Genomic DNA, 15,535 nt, shown 5'->3' on the forward strand with positions numbered 1-15,535 from the left:
AATCACCCCATGGCCCGACTGACCCGCACCGAGAGCCAGGCACGCACCCGCGCCGACCTGGTCGCGACGGCTCGTGATCTGTTCCTGACCGAGGGTTACGCACGCACCAGCCTGGAGCGGGTCGCCGAGGCGGCCGGCTATTCCAAGGGCGCGGTGTATTCCAACTTCCGCACCAAGAAACAGCTGTGCCTGGAAGTCCTCGATCTGATCCACGAAACCAAGTTCGGCGAGGTGACCGCCCTGATCTCCACCGCCGAGACCTTGGAGAACCGACTGGTCAAGCTGCAGGAGTGGGCCGAGCGCACACTCGGCGACGTCGGCTGGACCATGCTCGAATTCGAGTTCGCGACCGTCGCCCGCGATGATCCGGAACTGCAGGCCGAACTGGTCTCCAGCCTCGGTGCGGTGCGCGGCGCCATTGCCGCGCAACTCCAGACCCTGGCCGATTCGCTGCGCCTCGAGCTGCCGATGCCGGCCGAGGACGCGGCCACCTCGGTACTGAGCCTCGGGCTCGGCCTCGGTATCCAGCGCGCCATCGATCCCACCATCTCGGCCCGGCTCATCACCGACGCCGTGCGGCTGCTGGTCAGCCTCGGCGCCCCGGCCCAGGCCGATCAGCCGGCGTAGTGCAGGGTCCACTCGCCGCGATAGTGCAGGCGGGTGACGTGGCCCGGCGGGATATCGATGCGCCAGAACGATTTCGGCGGCGCGTCCAGGGTGACGAGCAGGGCCGCGCGCACCACCGCCGGATGGGTGACCGCGACGGTGGACATGCCCTCCGAGGCGATCTCGGCCATCCAGAACCGGGTGCGCTGGATCACATCGCAGACCGATTCGCCGCCGTGGCCCTTGAAGTTCGGATCGGTGAGCCAGGCGTAGAGCTCGTCCTGCGGGACCGACATGAGTTCGCCGCCGCGCCAGGCGCCGGCGTCCAGATCGCGTAGCCGGTCGTCCTCCTCCCCGGGTAGGCCCATCAGCGCGGCGGTTTCCACCGCCCGTCGTTCCGGTCCGGTGAGCACGCGCGCCGCCGTCAATCGCGTCACGGCGGCGATGGCGCGGCGGCCGGCCTCGGTCAGCGATTCATCGACTGGAAAACGTGCCTTTCGCATCGCCTCGGTCATGCCATGGCTGACCAGGTCGAGTCTGAGCACCTTTTGCACGCCTGGAAGCGTACGGCCATCGGTAACCTGTCGGTGGCCGGGTGCAAACTGAGGTACATGGCCCCGTTATCCACCGCCAAGTTCTCCGCGGCGACGCAGACGTGGTTCGACGGCGCCTTCCCGGCGCCGACCTCCGCCCAGCTCGGCGCGTGGCAGGCCATCGCCGCGGGGGAACACACGCTGGTGGTGGCGCCGACCGGCTCGGGCAAGACGCTGTCGGCCTTTCTGTGGGCGATCGATCAGCTGGCCGCGCGCTCGGAGCCGGTCAAGGGCACCTCGGTGCTCTACGTTTCGCCCCTCAAAGCGCTCGCGGTCGACGTGGAGCGAAATTTGCGGGCGCCGCTGGTCGGGGTCACGCAGACCGCGAAACGGCTCGGGCTGGATCCGCCGGCGATCACCGTCGGGGTGCGCTCCGGCGACACCAGTCCCGCCGATCGGCGTTCCATGCAGCGCACCCCGCCCGACATTCTGATCACCACCCCCGAGTCGCTGTTCCTCATGCTCACCTCGGCGGCGCGCGAGACGCTGCGCACGGTCGGCACCGTGATCGTGGACGAGGTGCACGCCATCGCGGGCGGCAAGCGCGGGGCGCATCTGGCCTTGTCGCTGGCCCGGCTCGATCAGTTGACCGAGCGGCCCGCGCAGCGCGTCGGGCTGTCCGCGACCGTGCGGCCGCCGGCCGAGGTCGGGCGGTTCCTGGTCGGCAACGCGCCGATCACCATCGTGAACCCGCCCGCGCCCAAGACCTTCGATCTCTCGGTGCGCGTGCCCGTACCCGACATGACCGATCTCGGCGATTCCGACCAGCCCGGGTCGATCTGGCCGCATGTCGACGCCTCGATCGTGGATCTGGTGCTCGAGCATCAATCCTCGATCGTGTTCGCCAACTCCCGCCGCCTGGCCGAACGGCTGACCGCCCGCCTGAACGAGACCTACGCCGAGCGGCTCGGCGAACCGGTGGACACCCAGCAACCCGCACCCGCGCTGATCGGGCCGACCACCGAGGTGAATCACGGCGCGGGCCCGCTGCTGGCGCGCGCCCATCACGGCTCGGTGAGCAAGGAACAGCGCGCGATCATCGAGGACGATCTCAAGAGCGGGCGGCTGCGCTGCGTGGTCGCCACCTCCAGTCTCGAGCTCGGCATCGATATGGGTGCGGTGGATCTGGTCGTACAGGTCGAGGCGCCGCCGTCGGTGGCCAGCGGGTTGCAGCGGGTGGGCCGGGCCGGGCACCAGGTCGGGGAGATCTCGCGCGGCGTGCTGTTCCCCAAGCACCGCACCGATGTCATCCACTGTGCCGTCGCCGCCCAGCGCATGCTCACCGGGCAGATCGAGTCCTTGCAGATCCCGGCCCATCCGCTCGACATCCTGGCGCAGCAGACGGTCGCCGCCTGCGCGCTGGAACCGATCGATGTCGACACCTGGTTCGACACGGTGCGCGGCACCGGCAGTTACGCCGCGCTGCCCCGCTCGGCCTACGAATCGGTGCTGGATCTGCTGGCCGGGCGTTACCCGTCCGACGAATTCGCCGAGCTCCGGCCGCGATTGGTCTGGGATCGGGACGCGGGCACGCTCACCGGTCGCCCCGGCGCGCAGCGGCTCGCGGTCACCTCCGGCGGCGCGATTCCCGACCGCGGCATGTTCGCGGTGTACATGGTGGGTGAGAAGAACTCCCGCGTCGGCGAACTCGACGAGGAGATGGTCTACGAGTCCCGGGTCGGCGATGTCTTCGCCCTCGGCGCCACCAGCTGGCGGATCGAGGAGATCACCTTCGACCGCGTGCTGGTGACACCGGCCTTCGGCCAGCCGGGGCGGCTGCCGTTCTGGCACGGCGACGGTCTGGGCCGGCCGGCCGAACTCGGTGCGGCCCTGGGCGAATTCGTCCGCAAGGCGGGTAAATCGGGGGACAGCGGGGCTGCCGAAGAACTGGTGCGCACCGCCGGGCTGAACGACAACGCGACCGCGAACCTCTTTGCGCTGCTGGACGAACAGCGCACCGCGACCGGCAATCTGCCCACCGACAAGACCCTGGTGGTGGAGCGCTTCCGCGACGAACTCGGCGACTGGCGGCTGGTGCTGCACTCGCCGTACGGGCTGCCCGTGCACGCGCCGTGGGCACTGGCGATCGGCGCGCGCCTGCAGGAGCGGTTCGGGGTGGACGCCACGCCCAACGCCTCCGACGACGGCATCGTGGTGCGGCTACCCGACACCACCGACGACCCGCCCGGCGCCGAGCTGTTCGTCTTCGAGCCGGACGAGATCGACGACATCGTCACCGAGCAGGTCGGCGGCTCCTCGCTGTTCGCCTCCCGCTTCCGGGAATGCGCGGCCCGCGCCCTGCTGCTGCCGCGCCGCGATCCGGGCAAGCGCGCTCCGCTGTGGCAGCAGCGCCAGCGCTCGGCCCAGCTGCTGGATGTGGCGCGCAAGTTCCCCGACTTCCCGATCCTGCTGGAGACGGTGCGCGAATGCCTGCGCGATGTCTACGATCTGCCCGCCCTGCGTGACCTGCTCGGCCGGGTGGCCCGCCGCCAGCTGCGCCTGGTCGAGGTCGAGACCGCCACCCCGTCGCCGTTCGCCAACGCGCTGCTGTTCGACTACATCGGCCAGTTCATGTACGACGGCGACAGCCCCCTGGCCGAACGCCGCGCCGCCGCGCTGTCCCTGGATTCCAGCCTGCTCGCCGAGCTCCTCGGCCGCGTGGAGCTCCGGGAACTGCTGGACGCCGACATCATCGAGGAGATCGAGCGGGAACTCCAGCGGCTCACCCCGGAACGCCGGGCGCGGGATGCCGAGGGGTTGGCGGATCTACTCCGGCTGCTGGGTCCGCTGACACCGGCGGAGGTCGGGGCGCGCTGTGTTCTCGATGCCCGCGAAATTTCCGGCGAAGAGGATGGCGCGCCCGGCGACCAGGCAACGGGCATCGACCCGGCGACGGCCGGGGCGCATCACGAGTGGTTCGCGGCATTGCTGAAAGCCAAGCGGGCGCTGGCGGTTTCGTTCGCCGGTCGCACCTGGTGGGTGGCGGTCGAGGATGCCGCCCGGCTGCGTGACGCCCTGGGCGTGCCGCTGCCGATCGGCACACCGGCCGCCTTCATCGAGCCGGTCCCGGATCCACTCGGCGACCTGGTGGGGCGCTACGCGCGCACGCACGCCCCGTTCAGCACCGAGGCCGTCGCCCAGCGCTTCGGGCTCGGCACGGCCGTCGCGGCCACCGCGCTGCACCGGCTGGTCGGCGAGAAGCGCGTGGTGGAAGGCGAATTCACGCCTGCCGCCAGTGGTTCGGAGTGGTGCGACACCCAGGTGCTGCGGCGGCTGCGGCGGCGCTCACTGGCCGCCGCGCGGCACGAGGTCGAGCCGGTCGCGACCACCGCGTACGGACGGTTCCTGCCGTCCTGGCAGCACGTCGGCAGCGGCGAGTTGCGTGGCGTCGACGGTGTCGCCACCGTGGTGGAACAGCTTGCCGGCGTACCGATTCCGGCGTCGGCCTGGGAGTCGCTCGTCTTACCCGCCCGGGTGCGGGACTACTCCCCCGCGATGCTGGACGAACTGATGGCCACCGGTGAGGTGATCTGGTCCGGGCACGGCTCCATCACCTCCAAGGACGGCTGGATCGCGCTCCATCTGGCCGAGCAGGCGCCCTTCACACTCACGCCACCGGATGACATCGAGCTCACCGAAACCCACCTGCGGCTGCTCAACGCCCTGGGCGCGTCGATGCCCGCATGGGCGCCGATTCCCGAAGCTCCGGAGCGCACCGGCCGGGAGCCGGTTGCGCTCGACGAGCCGGTAGCGAAGTCAGCGGACACAGGTGAGCGCTCGGCGGAAGCTCTCCGTCTACCCCCGGTGTTGCCAGGCGGCGGCGCGTACTTCTTCCGCCAGCTGTCCGATGCCACGGGTTTGCTCGACGACACCAAGGTCGCCGCGACACTGTGGGAGCTGGTGTGGGCCGGTGTCGTCGCGGGCGATACCTTCGCCCCGGTCCGCGCCCTGCTATCCGGCACGACCCGCACCACCACGGCGCATCGCACGCCGCGCCGCGCTCCCCGGGGCCGGGCGTACCTGCCACGGCAGAGCATGCCGACCCGGTCCGGTCCGCCCGCGGTCGCCGGGCGCTGGTCCCTGCTGCCGGAGCGGGTCTCGGACAACACCGTGCGCGCGCACACCACGGCCGACATGCTGCTGGAGCGCTACGGCGTGCTGACCCGCGGCTCGGTGCAGAACGAGGGCGTGCCCGGCGGTTTCGCGCTGATGTATCGCGTCCTGACCGAGTTCGAGGATCGCGGGCGCTGCCGCCGCGGCTATTTCATCGACTCGCTCGGCGGTGCGCAGTTCTCCACCACCGACGTGGTCGACCGGCTGCGCTCCTTCGACACCGACCGCATCCGTCCCGCCGACGGCAGGCAGCGTGCGCCCCAGGCCCTGGCACTGGCCGCCTGCGACCCGGCCAACCCGTACGGCGCGGCGCTGGCCTGGCCCAAGGGTGACGGCGAGAGCGGGCACCGGCCGGGCCGCAAGGCGGGCGCGCTGGTGGTGTTGATCGAGGGCGACCTGGTCCTGTATCTGGAACGCGGCGGCAAGACCCTGCTCACGTTCACCGAGGATCCGGACGCCCGGCAGGCGGCGGCCACCGCGCTGGCCGGTCTGGTCCGCACCCGCAAGGTCGACTCCCTGGTCATCGACAAGGTCGACGGCGAGACGGTGCACGGCAACACCTTCGCCGGCTTCCTCACCGAGGCGGGCTTCTCCGCCACCCCGCGCGGCCTGCGGCTGCGGAGTCAGCCGTGAGCACCCCGGTAGTACGGTCGTGCCATGCCTGAAGGCGACACCATCTTCCTGGCCGCGCACCGGCTGCGGCTGGCACTGGCCGGAAAGACCCTGGTGCGCAGCGACTTCCGGGTCCCCCGATATGCCACGGTGGATCTGGCCGGTGAGCTGATCGAGGAGGTCGGCAGCTACGGCAAACACCTGTTCATCCGCACCCCGCGGGCCAGCATCCACACCCACCTGAAGATGGAGGGGATCTGGCGCACCTACTGCATCGGCGAGCGCTGGACCCGCCCCCGGGTGCAGGCCCGCGTCGTGCTCACCACCGACGACACCGAGGCCGTCGGTTTCACACTGGGCAAGGTGGAGGTGCTGCCCCGCGCCGAGGAGCACACCGTCATCGATCATCTGGGCCCGGATCTGCTCGGGCCGAACTGGGATGTCACCGAGGCGGTCCGGCGGCTGTCGTCACATCCGGATCAGCCGATCGGGGTGGCGCTGCTGGATCAGCGCAATCTCGCGGGCATCGGCAATATCTTCCGCAGCGAGGTCTGTTTCCTGCGCAAGGTGCACCCGGCCACGCCCGTCGCCGCGGTTCCCGATCTGGTCGCCCTCGTCAACGAGGCGCAGCGGATTCTGAGCAAGTCGGCGCACGAGCCGCCCCGGCGGATGCTGGTCTACGGCAAACAGCGCCGGCCCTGCCCGCGCTGCGGCGCCACCCTCGTCGTGCGCATGCTCGGCGACTCCGATCCCGGCGACCGCATCACCCAGCGGGAACGCGGTATCTACTTCTGTCCGCGCTGCCAGCCCGAGCCGACCGGGTAATCCAGCATTTTCCACCGCGCGCGATGTAATTTGCCCCTGTATTGCTAACACGGAGACCTCGGGACCCGACAGCATCTGTGCCCGAGGAAATTCGACAGCGCAGGAGCAGGACGACATGGTGCGGTATTCGGCAGTGAGCCGGCTCCTCGCGATCGCCGCACAGCTGATCGTCGCCGTGCTCGCGATCGTGGCCACGGTGGTCTTCATCTATCTGCTGGTGCACACCGCACCCACGCCCGGTAGCTCGCAGGTGCCCCGGCCCGCGATCACCGAGGGTGAGTTCCGCTCCCGCATGTGAAACTCTTGACGCCCCAGCGCGATCCACTTAACTTACAACTCGTCAGTTACAACGAGGGAGTGGCGCCATGGGCGATCCGAGGCGATACGTGGTCATCGGCGGCGGACTGGCCGGGCTCGCGTCCGCGGTCTGGCTCGCCGAGGCCGGCAAGCAGGTCACGCTGCTGGAGCGCCGGGGGCGGCTGGGCGGGCGAACGCACGCGATGAAGGCCGAGGCCGTCGACGACCTCCCCGACAACGGCCAGCACGTCATCGCCTCCGGTTACGACCACCTGTTCCGCTACCTGGACAGCGTAGGCACCCGCGAGTACGTCGCGTTCCCGCACCAGGCCACCCTGCGCTGGCCGGACGGCCGCAAGGTCATCATGCGCACCACCGGAGCGAGCGCCTGGCGCACCTTCACCGGCGCGCACCCCGACTCCTCGGTGCTGGATCGGCTGCGCGCCGCCCTGGCCACCACCCGCCTGGGCTGGCAGTGCCTGCACCAGCCCGCCCACCTGGCCGACCTCACCTCCGAGCAGTGGTTCGACGAGATCGGCATGCCCGCCAAAGCCCGTGAGGCCCTGTGGGATTGGCTCGCCCTCGGGGTCGCCGCCGAGCCCGTGCAGCAGGAGTCGGCGAAGGTGCTCGCCGACGTGCTCGCCACCGGCATCCGGCTGGGCATGAAGCACCGCAGGCCGGTGACCATCGGCTATCCCACCACCGACCTGGACACGCTCTACATCACCGGCGCGAAGCAGGTCTTCGCCCGGCACGGCGTCGAGGTTCGCTATCGCGCGGTGGCCCGGCGGATCCATCTCACCGACGGCCGCGTTACCGGGGTCGCGCTGGCGGACGGGACCACGTTGCCCGCCGACGCGGTGGTGTGCGCGGTGCCCAACTCCAATGTCGGCGGCCTGCTCGACGACCTGCCCGAGCACGCCGAAATCTACGCCGCCGCACAGAAACTCGGCTGCACGCCGATCGTGAGCACCAACCTCTACCTGGATCGCCCGCTGGGCACCGAGTCCGAATTCGAGGCGCTGATCGGCGGCACCGGCGTGATCGACGAGGTCTTCGACCGGCAGCGGATGACCGGCCGCAGCACCGACAAGGCGTGGCTGTACTGCCTGACCACCAGCGGCGCCTACGACCAGATCCACAAGAGTCACGATGAGGTCGTCGCCGAACAGATGGCGCTGCTGCGCCGCTACTACCCGGCCGCGGCCGAGGCGAAGATCGTGCAGGCGCAGGTGGTTCCGATGCCGAAGGCCACCTTTTCCCAGGTGGTGGGCACGCACGGACTGCGGCCGGACCAGCGCACGTCGGTTCCGACGCTGGTGCTCGCCGGTGATTGGACCGCCACCGACTGGTCCGCGACGATGGAAAGCGCCGTGCAGAGCGCAGCGCGGGCGGTAGAGCTGCTGCTCGAGCTACCGTCTGTGCCGTGACCACGCAGCGCGCCACGGCAGCGCCCGCCAAGAAGTCCGGTAAGCGGCGCATGCCGGCAGCCGAGCGGCGCGCCCAATTATTGGATGTGGCACGCGATATGGCCGCCGCGGAAGGGTTCGCCGCGGTCACCATCGAACGGGTGGCGCGCGAATCCGATGTCGCCCGGGCGCTGATCTATCAGCAGTTCACCGATCTGTCCGGCCTGCTGACCGCGCTGCTGGACCGCGAGATGGGCATCGCGCTGGCCGGGGTCAGCAGCGTCGACCTGGATATCGACGGCGTCGACGCGCTCGCCCGCGGCATGCTCACCTATCTGCACGCCGCGCCGACCAGCTGGCAGATCATGCTCAGCCCGCCCGACGGCGGCCCGCCGGGCCTGCGCGAGCGCCTGGAACTGGGCCGCAATTACGCCCGCCAGATCGGCGCCCGGCACCTGTCCCGTTTCGCCGGGGTCACCGTCGACCCGGACGGCGTCACCGAGCGAATCATGCTGTGCGCCATCGAGGAACTGGCCCGGCTGCACCTGGCCGAACCCGAGCGCTACCCCGACGAGCTGTTCCTGTCCTATGTCCGCTCGCTGACCGGCTGGGCCACCGCGGTGGAGACCGCCGGCCTCAGCCCGCGATCTGAATGAGGTTGCCGCAGGTGTCGTCGAGCACCGCCGTGGTCACCTCACCCATTTCCAGCGGCTCCTGCGTGAACCGCACGCCGAGCCCGCGCAGGCGCTCGAATTCGGCCCGCACATCGTCGACACCGAACTGGATGCAAGGAATCCCTTCCTCGCGCAGCCCGGTCTTGTAGGTCTTGGCGATCGGGTTCTCGTCGGGTTCGAGCAGCAACTCGATGCCGTCCGGCGCCTCCGGTGACACCACCGTCAGCCACTTGAATTCCCCGACGGGAACGTCGTGCTTCTTCTGGAAGCCGAGCTTCTCGGTGTAGAACTTCAGCGCTTTGTCCTGATCGTCGACGAAGACGCTGGTAACCGCGATGCGCATATCAATCCTTGTCGTTGGTCCCGAGCCAGCGGTCGGCGAGCCCGCGCAACGGCGCCGTCTCGAGATAGAGAAATTTGGAGCGACCCTCGCGAGTGGTGCGCACCAGACCCGCGGCCGCGAGCAGGTCGAGGTGCTGCGAGATGGCCTGACGCGAGGAGCTCAGGCCGTGTTTCATGGTTAGGCGAGTACACAGCTCGAACAAGGTCTGCCCGTCCCGGTCGGCCAATTCATCGAGAATCGCCCGCCGGGTCGGGTCGGCCAGCGCCTTGAATACGTCACCCACGGCTTCACAATAGGCAAGTATTTACTTGCATGTCAATGCTCAGCCGTCCGAGGGCACGGGCTCCAGGATCTCCGGGCGCGGCTCGGGCGCCGCGATCCGCAGCGCGTCCGCCGCGCCGTCGTCGGGCTGGGTCTGGGATTCGATCTCGGCGTCGACACGCGCCAGGTAGGTGCGAATTTCCCGCTCGATATCGGCGTCGTCCCAGCCGAGCATCGGCGCCACCAGCTGGGCCACCTCCTCGGCGCAATCCCGGCCGCGATGCGGGTACTCGATCGAGATGCGGGTGCGGCGGGCCAGGATGTCGTCCAGGTGCAGCGCACCCTCGGCCGCGGCCGCGTAGACCGCCTCCACTCGCAGGTACGACGGCGCGTCCGTAATCGGCTGCAGCAGTTCGGGATAACCGTCGGCCAGCGCGATGACCTCGTCGATCAGCGAGCCGTAGCGATTCAGCAGATGCTTGATCCGGTACGGGTGCAGGCCGTACTCCTCGCCCAGCTGCACCGTCTGGTTGACCAGCGCGTAGTACCCGTCCGCGCCGAGCAGCGGCACCTTCTCGGTGATCGAGGGCGAGACCTGCTCCGGAATGTCCTGCGCCGCTTCGTCCACCGCGTCGTAGGCCATCACCCGGTAGGTGGTGTACTTGCCGCCCGCGATGGCGACCAGGCCCGGCGCGATCCGCGCGACCGCGTGCTCGCGCGACAGCTTGGAGGTGGAATCGTTCTCCCCCGCCAGCAGCGGGCGCAGCCCGGCGTAGACGCCGTCGATGTCCTCGTGGGTGAGCGGGGTGACCAGCACCTGATTCACGTGATCGAGCAGGTAGTCGATATCGGCCTTCGTCGCCGCGGGGTGCGCGAGGTCGAGATTCCAGTCGGTGTCGGTGGTGCCGATGATCCAGTGCGCGTCCCACGGGATGACGAACAGCACCGAGGTGGGCGTGCGCAGGATGATCGCGGCGTCGCTGATGATCCGATCGCGCGGCACCACGATGTGCACGCCCTTGGACGCGCGAACATGGAAGTGGCCGCGAGCGTGCGCGAGCGCCTGCAGTTCGTCGGTCCAGACGCCGGTCGCGTTGATCACCACGTGCGCGTGGATCTCGCCGGTGGTGGCGTCGTCGCTATCGCGGATCTTGACGCCGACCACGCGATCGGCCTCGTGCAGGAAGCCCACCACCTGGGTGGACGTCCGGATGACCGCACCGTAGTGCGCGGCGGTGCGGGCCACGGTCATGGTGTGGCGGGCGTCGTCGACCACGGTGTCGTAGTAGGTGAGCCCGCCGATGAGCGCGTCCCGGCGCAGGCCCGGGGCCAGCCGCAGCGCGGCCGAACGGGATAGGTGATGCTGGCCCGGAACCGACTTCGCGCCGCCCATCCGGTCGTAGAGCATCAGGCCGGCGGCCACGTAGGGCCGCTCCCAGATCCGGTGGCTCAGCGGGTAGAGGAACTTCAGCGGCTTGACCAGGTGCGGCGCCAGCGAGGACAGCGCCAGCTCACGCTCCTTGAGCGCCTCGCGCACCAGCCCGAACTCCATCTGCTCCAGGTAGCGCAGGCCGCCGTGGAACATCTTCGAGGACCGGCTCGAGGTCCCCGACGCCAGATCGCGGGCCTCGACCAGCGCGACCCGCAGGCCGCGGGTCGCCGCGTCCAGCGCGATGCCCGAGCCGACCACACCACCGCCCACCACGACGACGTCGAAGTGTTCCTTGCCGAACCGCTCCCACGCGTCGCGACGCTGCTGCGGTCCGAGGAACTGGGTTTCCGGTTTCTTGGTCATGCTCGACTCCTCGTTCTGGGTATCGGCACAAGATCGAGCTCCGGCTACAGGCTAAGCGAGGAACCCGTGTCGTCACGATCTTGACGCGCGGACTCCGGAACGTTTAGTAACCTGCACCAATGCGTCGCTATGTGGCCGCCATCGATCAGGGCACGACTTCGTGCAGGTGCATCATCTTCGACCGGCAAGGCCGGGTCGTCGGGGTGGCACAGAAGGAGCACGAGCAGATATTTCCGCGCCCCGGCTGGGTCGAACACGACCCCGAGGAGGTCTGGCGCAACACCGATCACGTCATCGGCGAGGTGCTGAAAGAGCACAAACTGTCCGCCGAGGACATCGCCGCGGTGGGCGTGACCAATCAGCGCGAAACCACCGTGGTGTGGGAGCGCGCCTCCGGCAAACCGATCTACAACGCGATCGTCTGGCAGGACACGCGCACCGGCAAGCTGGTCACCCAGCTCGGCGGCGACGTGGGCCCCACCCGCTATCAGGAGCGCACCGGCCTGCCGCTGTCCACCTACTTCGCCGGGCCGAAACTGCGCTGGATCCTGGACAACGTCGAGGGCGCCAAGGAGCGCGCCGAGGCGGGCGAGCTGTGCTTCGGCACCATGGACTCCTGGGTGCTCTGGCACCTCACCGGCCAGCACATCACCGACGTCACCAATGCCTCGCGCACCATGCTGATGGATCTGCGCACCCTGCAATGGGATTCGGAGATCTGCGCGGAATTCGGCATTCCCGAATCCATGCTGCCCGAGATCCGTAGCTCCTCGGAAGTCTATGGCGAGATCGAAACCGGTGCGCTGCAAGGCATTCCGGTGGCCGGCATTCTCGGTGACCAGCAGGCCGCCACCTTCGGCCAGGCCTGCCTGCTGCCCGGCGAAGCCAAGAACACCTACGGCACCGGCAATTTCATGCTCCTGAACACCGGCACCACCCCGGTGGTGAGCAAGCACGGCCTGCTCACCACCGTCTGCTACCGGCTCGGCGCGGACGACGCCGTGTACGCGCTGGAAGGTTCGATCGCGGTCACCGGCTCGCTGGTCCAGTGGTTCCGCGACAATCTCGGCATCATCGCCTCCGCCGAGGAGATCGAACCCCTGGCCCGCAGCGTCGAGGACAACGGCGGCGCCTACTTCGTCCCGGCCTTCTCCGGCCTGTTCGCCCCGCGCTGGCGGCCGGACGCGCGCGGCGTCATCGCCGGGCTGACCCGCTTCGTCAACAAGGCCCACCTGGCCCGCGCCATCCTGGAATCCACCGCGTTCCAGACCCGCGAGGTGGTCGACGCGATGCGCGCCGACGCCGAATCCGAGCATCTGGACCTGGAATTGACCACCCTCAAGGTGGACGGCGGCATGACCGACAACGACCTGCTGATGCAGTTCCAGTCCGACATCCTCGACGTCCCGGTGGTCCGCCCGGTGGTCAAGGAGACCACCGCTCTGGGCGCCGCCTACGCCGCGGGCCTGGCCGTCGAATTCTGGGCCGACACCGACGAGATCCGCGCGAACTGGGCCGCCGACAAGACCTGGGAACCGTCGATGTCCGAGGAGGACCGCGACGAGCGCCTGAAGGAATGGAACAAGGCGGTCGAGCGCACCTACGACTGGGCCGACTGAGCTTCGACGGCCCGGGCCAGCCGGTCCACCGCCGCGGCCAGGGTGGCCGGGTCGGAGGTGGTGAAGCAGAGCCGCAGCGCGCTCTCGTGACCGGTGGTCGCCGCGAAGGCGGAGCCGGGAACATAGGCGACACCGGCGTCCAGCGCCCGCGGCAGTAGGGCTTTGGTGTCGGTGCCGTCGGCGAAGTCGGCCCAGACGAACATGCCGCCGGCCGCGTCGGTGCTGACCAGCCGGTCGCCGAAGCGCTCGCGCAGCGCGTGCACCAGAGCCTTGGCGCGGGTGCCGTAGGCGTCGCGGACGGTGTCGATGTGTGCGGCCAGCCAGGTTTCGTCGGCGAGCAGGTCGGCGGCGATCTGCTGGGTGAGCGCCGAACCGCACAGGTCCGCACCCTGCTTCAACAACTCGACGCCGCGAAAGACACTGGGCGGGGCGACCATCCAGCCGACCCGCAGGGTGGGCGCGATGATCTTCGAGGAGCTGGACAGCCGGATCACGTTGCGCGAGTAGGTCGCGACCGGATCCGGGGACGGGCGATCGAACCAGAGTTCGCCGTAGGGGTCGTCCTCGATGACCCAGAAGCCGTGCGCGTCGGCCAGTTCGGCCAGGGCGCGCCGGCGCACGGGGCTCATGGTGACGCCGCCCGGATTGTGGAAGTTGCTCACGGTGTGCACGACCGCGGGCCGCTCGCCGGCGGCGAGCAGTTCGGCCAGCAGGTCGACCCGCATGCCCTCGGCATCCATGGGCAGGGCGACGATTCGGGCGCCCGCGGCCCGGAAGACCTGCAGCGCACCGATATACGCCGGGTCCTCCACGACGACCAGGGCGCCGGGATCGAGCAGCACCTCGGCCAGCAGCGAGAGCGCCTGCTGCGAGCCGTGGGTCACGAAGACTTCCTCGGCGCGCACGGTGCGGCCCAGGCGCACCGATTCGCGCGCGGCCAGGACATCTCGCAGCGGGGCCCAGCCCGGTGACTCGGTGTACTGCAGACAGCCCGGGCCGGCCAGGGCGGCCGCGGCCGCGGCGGCGATGCGCTCGCGGGGCATCAGCTCCGCGTCCGGCAGGCCACCGGCCAGGCTGATCACCTCGGCGCGCGCGGTGAGCTTGAGGAGGTCGCGAATTACCGAGCTCTGCAAAGCGCCGAGCTTGCCCGCCAGCGGTGGAATGGTCGGTGACATGCGCGAACCTCTCTGATGACGCCTTCAGCAGCGTCACCAGAGTCGCACAGTCCAACCAATATGTGAAATGACTTTCTCAGTATTTGAGAAAATCAGGGGCGCTCCTTGATCGCGAACCAGAGCGTCTTGCCGTCCCGGTTCGCCGTGATGACGGTCTGGCGGTAGACCGTGGTCGTGCCGTCTGGGCGGTGCTCGGTCAGATCGACGTCGAACGCGTCCGGGTGCACCTCGGTGATGCGCAGGCAGTGCGTGGTGCCGAGCGGAATCTGTTCGCTGATCGCCTTCTGGATGATGTCGGCGGAGGAGATGTTCTCCGCGTCCGGCGCGACGTAGTTGCGCACCTTCTCACCGCTGCGTTCGACGTAGAAGGCGTACTGGAAGCCGAGAATGGCGCCCGGGCCGCTGCTGGTGTTGCCGGCGCCGTTGCCGACGGTCACCTTGCCGTCGGCGCTGGACGGACAGCTCAGGGCGGCCGTGGCGCTGGGCGGGGGCGGCGCGGCGGTCACCTTGCCGTCTTCGTCGCCGCCGGGGTTGCGGTTCAGCGCGATGATGGTCGCGACCAGGCCGATGACCACCGCGAGGATGCCGGCGACGCCGAGGGTGATCCAGCGGCCCCGGCGGCTCGGCGCGGGCGGCTTGGCCACCGGCGCGCCCGGCGCCAGGCGCTGTGCGATCGGGTCGTCGGCCCAGGACATGCTCGACGCGGCGCCGCGGGACGAGGTCGCCGGTTCGTCGTCGTCGAGGTTGTAGTCGGCGGCGGGTGTGGTCCACCACTGTTCGCGCTCGGCGCTCGGCGGCGGCGGGACCGCCGCGGGCGTCGCGGGGGTCTGGTAGCGGGTGGTGGCCGCCGAGGACGGCTCCGCGCCGACCTCGGGACCGAAGTCCGCGGGTGGCGGCTGCTGCGGCACCCGGGGCTGCGACGGCGGCGCCTGTGGCTGCGGACGCGCGGGCGTCTCCGGAGACCGGTAGGTGGGCGTGGAGGGTGCGGGAACACCCTCTCCGGCCGGCCGCCAGCCCAGGTCGGGTTGATCGGCGGTCGGCTGCACACTCCAGCTCGGGCCGGTGCGATCCATCGGCGGGCCGCCGAACTCCTCGACGGGCGGGCCGAAATCACCTACCGGAGCGCCGAAGTCGTGGGTGGGCGCGCCGAAGTCGCCCACCGGTGGGCCGAAATCACCTACCGGCGGCCCGAAGTCGTCAGGGCTCGCCTGCC

Annotated in this window: 13 protein-coding genes; 7 read left to right on the forward strand and 6 right to left on the reverse strand. The window is 69.7% G+C overall.

Going from position 1 to position 15,535, the window contains the following annotated elements; all coding sequences use genetic code 11:
- Nucleotides 1-9 precede the first annotated feature (9 nt).
- Complete coding sequence (locus tag AB0H76_RS36090; RefSeq protein ID WP_357331694.1) at nucleotides 10-627, forward strand: TetR/AcrR family transcriptional regulator; 618 nt, start codon at nucleotides 10-12, stop codon at nucleotides 625-627.
- On the opposite strand, the gene AB0H76_RS36095 is transcribed toward AB0H76_RS36090, so the two are convergent.
- A complete protein-coding gene (locus AB0H76_RS36095) occupies nucleotides 615-1,160 on the reverse strand; it encodes a histidine phosphatase family protein (RefSeq protein ID WP_357331696.1) in 546 nt (181 codons plus the stop codon). The genes AB0H76_RS36090 and AB0H76_RS36095 overlap by 13 nt on opposite strands.
- A 57-nt stretch (nucleotides 1,161-1,217) precedes the next feature.
- Between AB0H76_RS36095 and AB0H76_RS36100 the strand changes: the two genes are divergently transcribed.
- The 5 genes from AB0H76_RS36100 to AB0H76_RS36120 all read left to right on the forward strand — a co-directional run bounded on the left by AB0H76_RS36100 (nucleotide 1,218) and on the right by AB0H76_RS36120 (nucleotide 9,111).
- Nucleotides 1,218-5,945, forward strand: coding sequence for an ATP-dependent helicase (locus AB0H76_RS36100; protein ID WP_357331697.1), 4,728 nt, complete (start codon nucleotides 1,218-1,220; stop codon nucleotides 5,943-5,945).
- A 24-nt stretch (nucleotides 5,946-5,969) separates the two neighbouring features.
- Entirely contained in the window at nucleotides 5,970-6,749 is a 780-nt protein-coding gene (locus AB0H76_RS36105; protein ID WP_357331699.1) for a DNA-formamidopyrimidine glycosylase family protein, read from the forward strand.
- Between the two features lie 115 nt (nucleotides 6,750-6,864).
- Nucleotides 6,865-7,047: a hypothetical protein gene (locus tag AB0H76_RS36110; RefSeq protein ID WP_357331700.1), complete on the forward strand. Its 183-nt coding sequence runs from the start codon at nucleotides 6,865-6,867 to the stop codon at nucleotides 7,045-7,047.
- A gap of 67 nt (nucleotides 7,048-7,114) precedes the next feature.
- On the forward strand, nucleotides 7,115-8,476 hold the full coding sequence (gene hpnE, locus AB0H76_RS36115) for a hydroxysqualene dehydroxylase HpnE (protein WP_357331702.1): 1,362 nt from the start codon (nucleotides 7,115-7,117) through the stop codon (nucleotides 8,474-8,476).
- The gene (locus tag AB0H76_RS36120) at nucleotides 8,473-9,111 is read left to right on the forward strand and encodes a helix-turn-helix domain-containing protein (RefSeq protein ID WP_357331703.1); all 639 of its coding nucleotides are present in this window, start codon (nucleotides 8,473-8,475) and stop codon (nucleotides 9,109-9,111) included. The genes hpnE and AB0H76_RS36120 overlap by 4 nt, the downstream gene beginning before the upstream one ends.
- Here the strand turns inward: AB0H76_RS36120 and AB0H76_RS36125 are convergent.
- Genes AB0H76_RS36125 through AB0H76_RS36135 form a run of 3 tightly spaced genes read right to left on the reverse strand, consistent with a single transcriptional unit; the run spans nucleotide 9,092 to nucleotide 11,528 of the window.
- Nucleotides 9,092-9,472, reverse strand: a complete 381-nt coding sequence (locus tag AB0H76_RS36125; protein ID WP_357331705.1) for a VOC family protein — start codon at nucleotides 9,470-9,472, stop codon at nucleotides 9,092-9,094. The genes AB0H76_RS36120 and AB0H76_RS36125 overlap by 20 nt on opposite strands.
- Before the next feature lies 1 nt (nucleotide 9,473).
- Entirely contained in the window at nucleotides 9,474-9,755 is a 282-nt protein-coding gene (locus AB0H76_RS36130) for a metalloregulator ArsR/SmtB family transcription factor (protein WP_357331706.1), read from the reverse strand.
- A 39-nt stretch (nucleotides 9,756-9,794) separates the two neighbouring features.
- The gene (locus AB0H76_RS36135) at nucleotides 9,795-11,528 is read right to left on the reverse strand and encodes a glycerol-3-phosphate dehydrogenase/oxidase (RefSeq protein ID WP_357331707.1); all 1,734 of its coding nucleotides are present in this window, start codon (nucleotides 11,526-11,528) and stop codon (nucleotides 9,795-9,797) included.
- Nucleotides 11,529-11,647: 119 nt separating this feature from the next.
- On the opposite strand from AB0H76_RS36135, the gene glpK reads away from it, so the two are divergent.
- The gene (gene glpK / locus AB0H76_RS36140; protein WP_357331708.1) at nucleotides 11,648-13,147 is read left to right on the forward strand and encodes a glycerol kinase GlpK; all 1,500 of its coding nucleotides are present in this window, start codon (nucleotides 11,648-11,650) and stop codon (nucleotides 13,145-13,147) included.
- On the opposite strand, the gene AB0H76_RS36145 is transcribed toward glpK, so the two are convergent.
- Together AB0H76_RS36145 and AB0H76_RS36150 are read right to left on the reverse strand one after the other, a co-directional pair.
- Nucleotides 13,129-14,322, reverse strand: a complete 1,194-nt coding sequence (locus AB0H76_RS36145; protein WP_357331710.1) for a PLP-dependent aminotransferase family protein — start codon at nucleotides 14,320-14,322, stop codon at nucleotides 13,129-13,131. The genes glpK and AB0H76_RS36145 overlap by 19 nt on opposite strands.
- A gap of 92 nt (nucleotides 14,323-14,414) precedes the next feature.
- Complete coding sequence (locus tag AB0H76_RS36150) at nucleotides 14,415-15,482, reverse strand: hypothetical protein (protein ID WP_357331711.1); 1,068 nt, start codon at nucleotides 15,480-15,482, stop codon at nucleotides 14,415-14,417.
- Nucleotides 15,483-15,535 lie beyond the last annotated feature (53 nt).

The organism is Nocardia sp. NPDC050712 (genome assembly GCF_040654295.1).
Lineage (GTDB): Bacteria > Actinomycetota > Actinomycetes > Mycobacteriales > Mycobacteriaceae > Nocardia.

Coding starts and splice junctions, on each gene's coding strand:
- AB0H76_RS36110 (WP_357331700.1), top strand. CDS start 6,865: ATGGTGCGGTATTCGGCAGTGAGCCGGCTCCTCGCGATCGCCGCACAG.
- AB0H76_RS36090 (WP_357331694.1), top strand. CDS start 10: ATGGCCCGACTGACCCGCACCGAGAGCCAGGCACGCACCCGCGCCGAC.
- glpK (WP_357331708.1), top strand. CDS start 11,648: ATGCGTCGCTATGTGGCCGCCATCGATCAGGGCACGACTTCGTGCAGG.
- hpnE (WP_357331702.1), top strand. CDS start 7,115: ATGGGCGATCCGAGGCGATACGTGGTCATCGGCGGCGGACTGGCCGGG.
- AB0H76_RS36135 (WP_357331707.1), bottom strand. CDS start 11,528: ATGACCAAGAAACCGGAAACCCAGTTCCTCGGACCGCAGCAGCGTCGC.
- AB0H76_RS36125 (WP_357331705.1), bottom strand. CDS start 9,472: ATGCGCATCGCGGTTACCAGCGTCTTCGTCGACGATCAGGACAAAGCG.
- AB0H76_RS36105 (WP_357331699.1), top strand. CDS start 5,970: ATGCCTGAAGGCGACACCATCTTCCTGGCCGCGCACCGGCTGCGGCTG.
- AB0H76_RS36100 (WP_357331697.1), top strand. CDS start 1,218: ATGGCCCCGTTATCCACCGCCAAGTTCTCCGCGGCGACGCAGACGTGG.
- AB0H76_RS36145 (WP_357331710.1), bottom strand. CDS start 14,322: ATGTCACCGACCATTCCACCGCTGGCGGGCAAGCTCGGCGCTTTGCAG.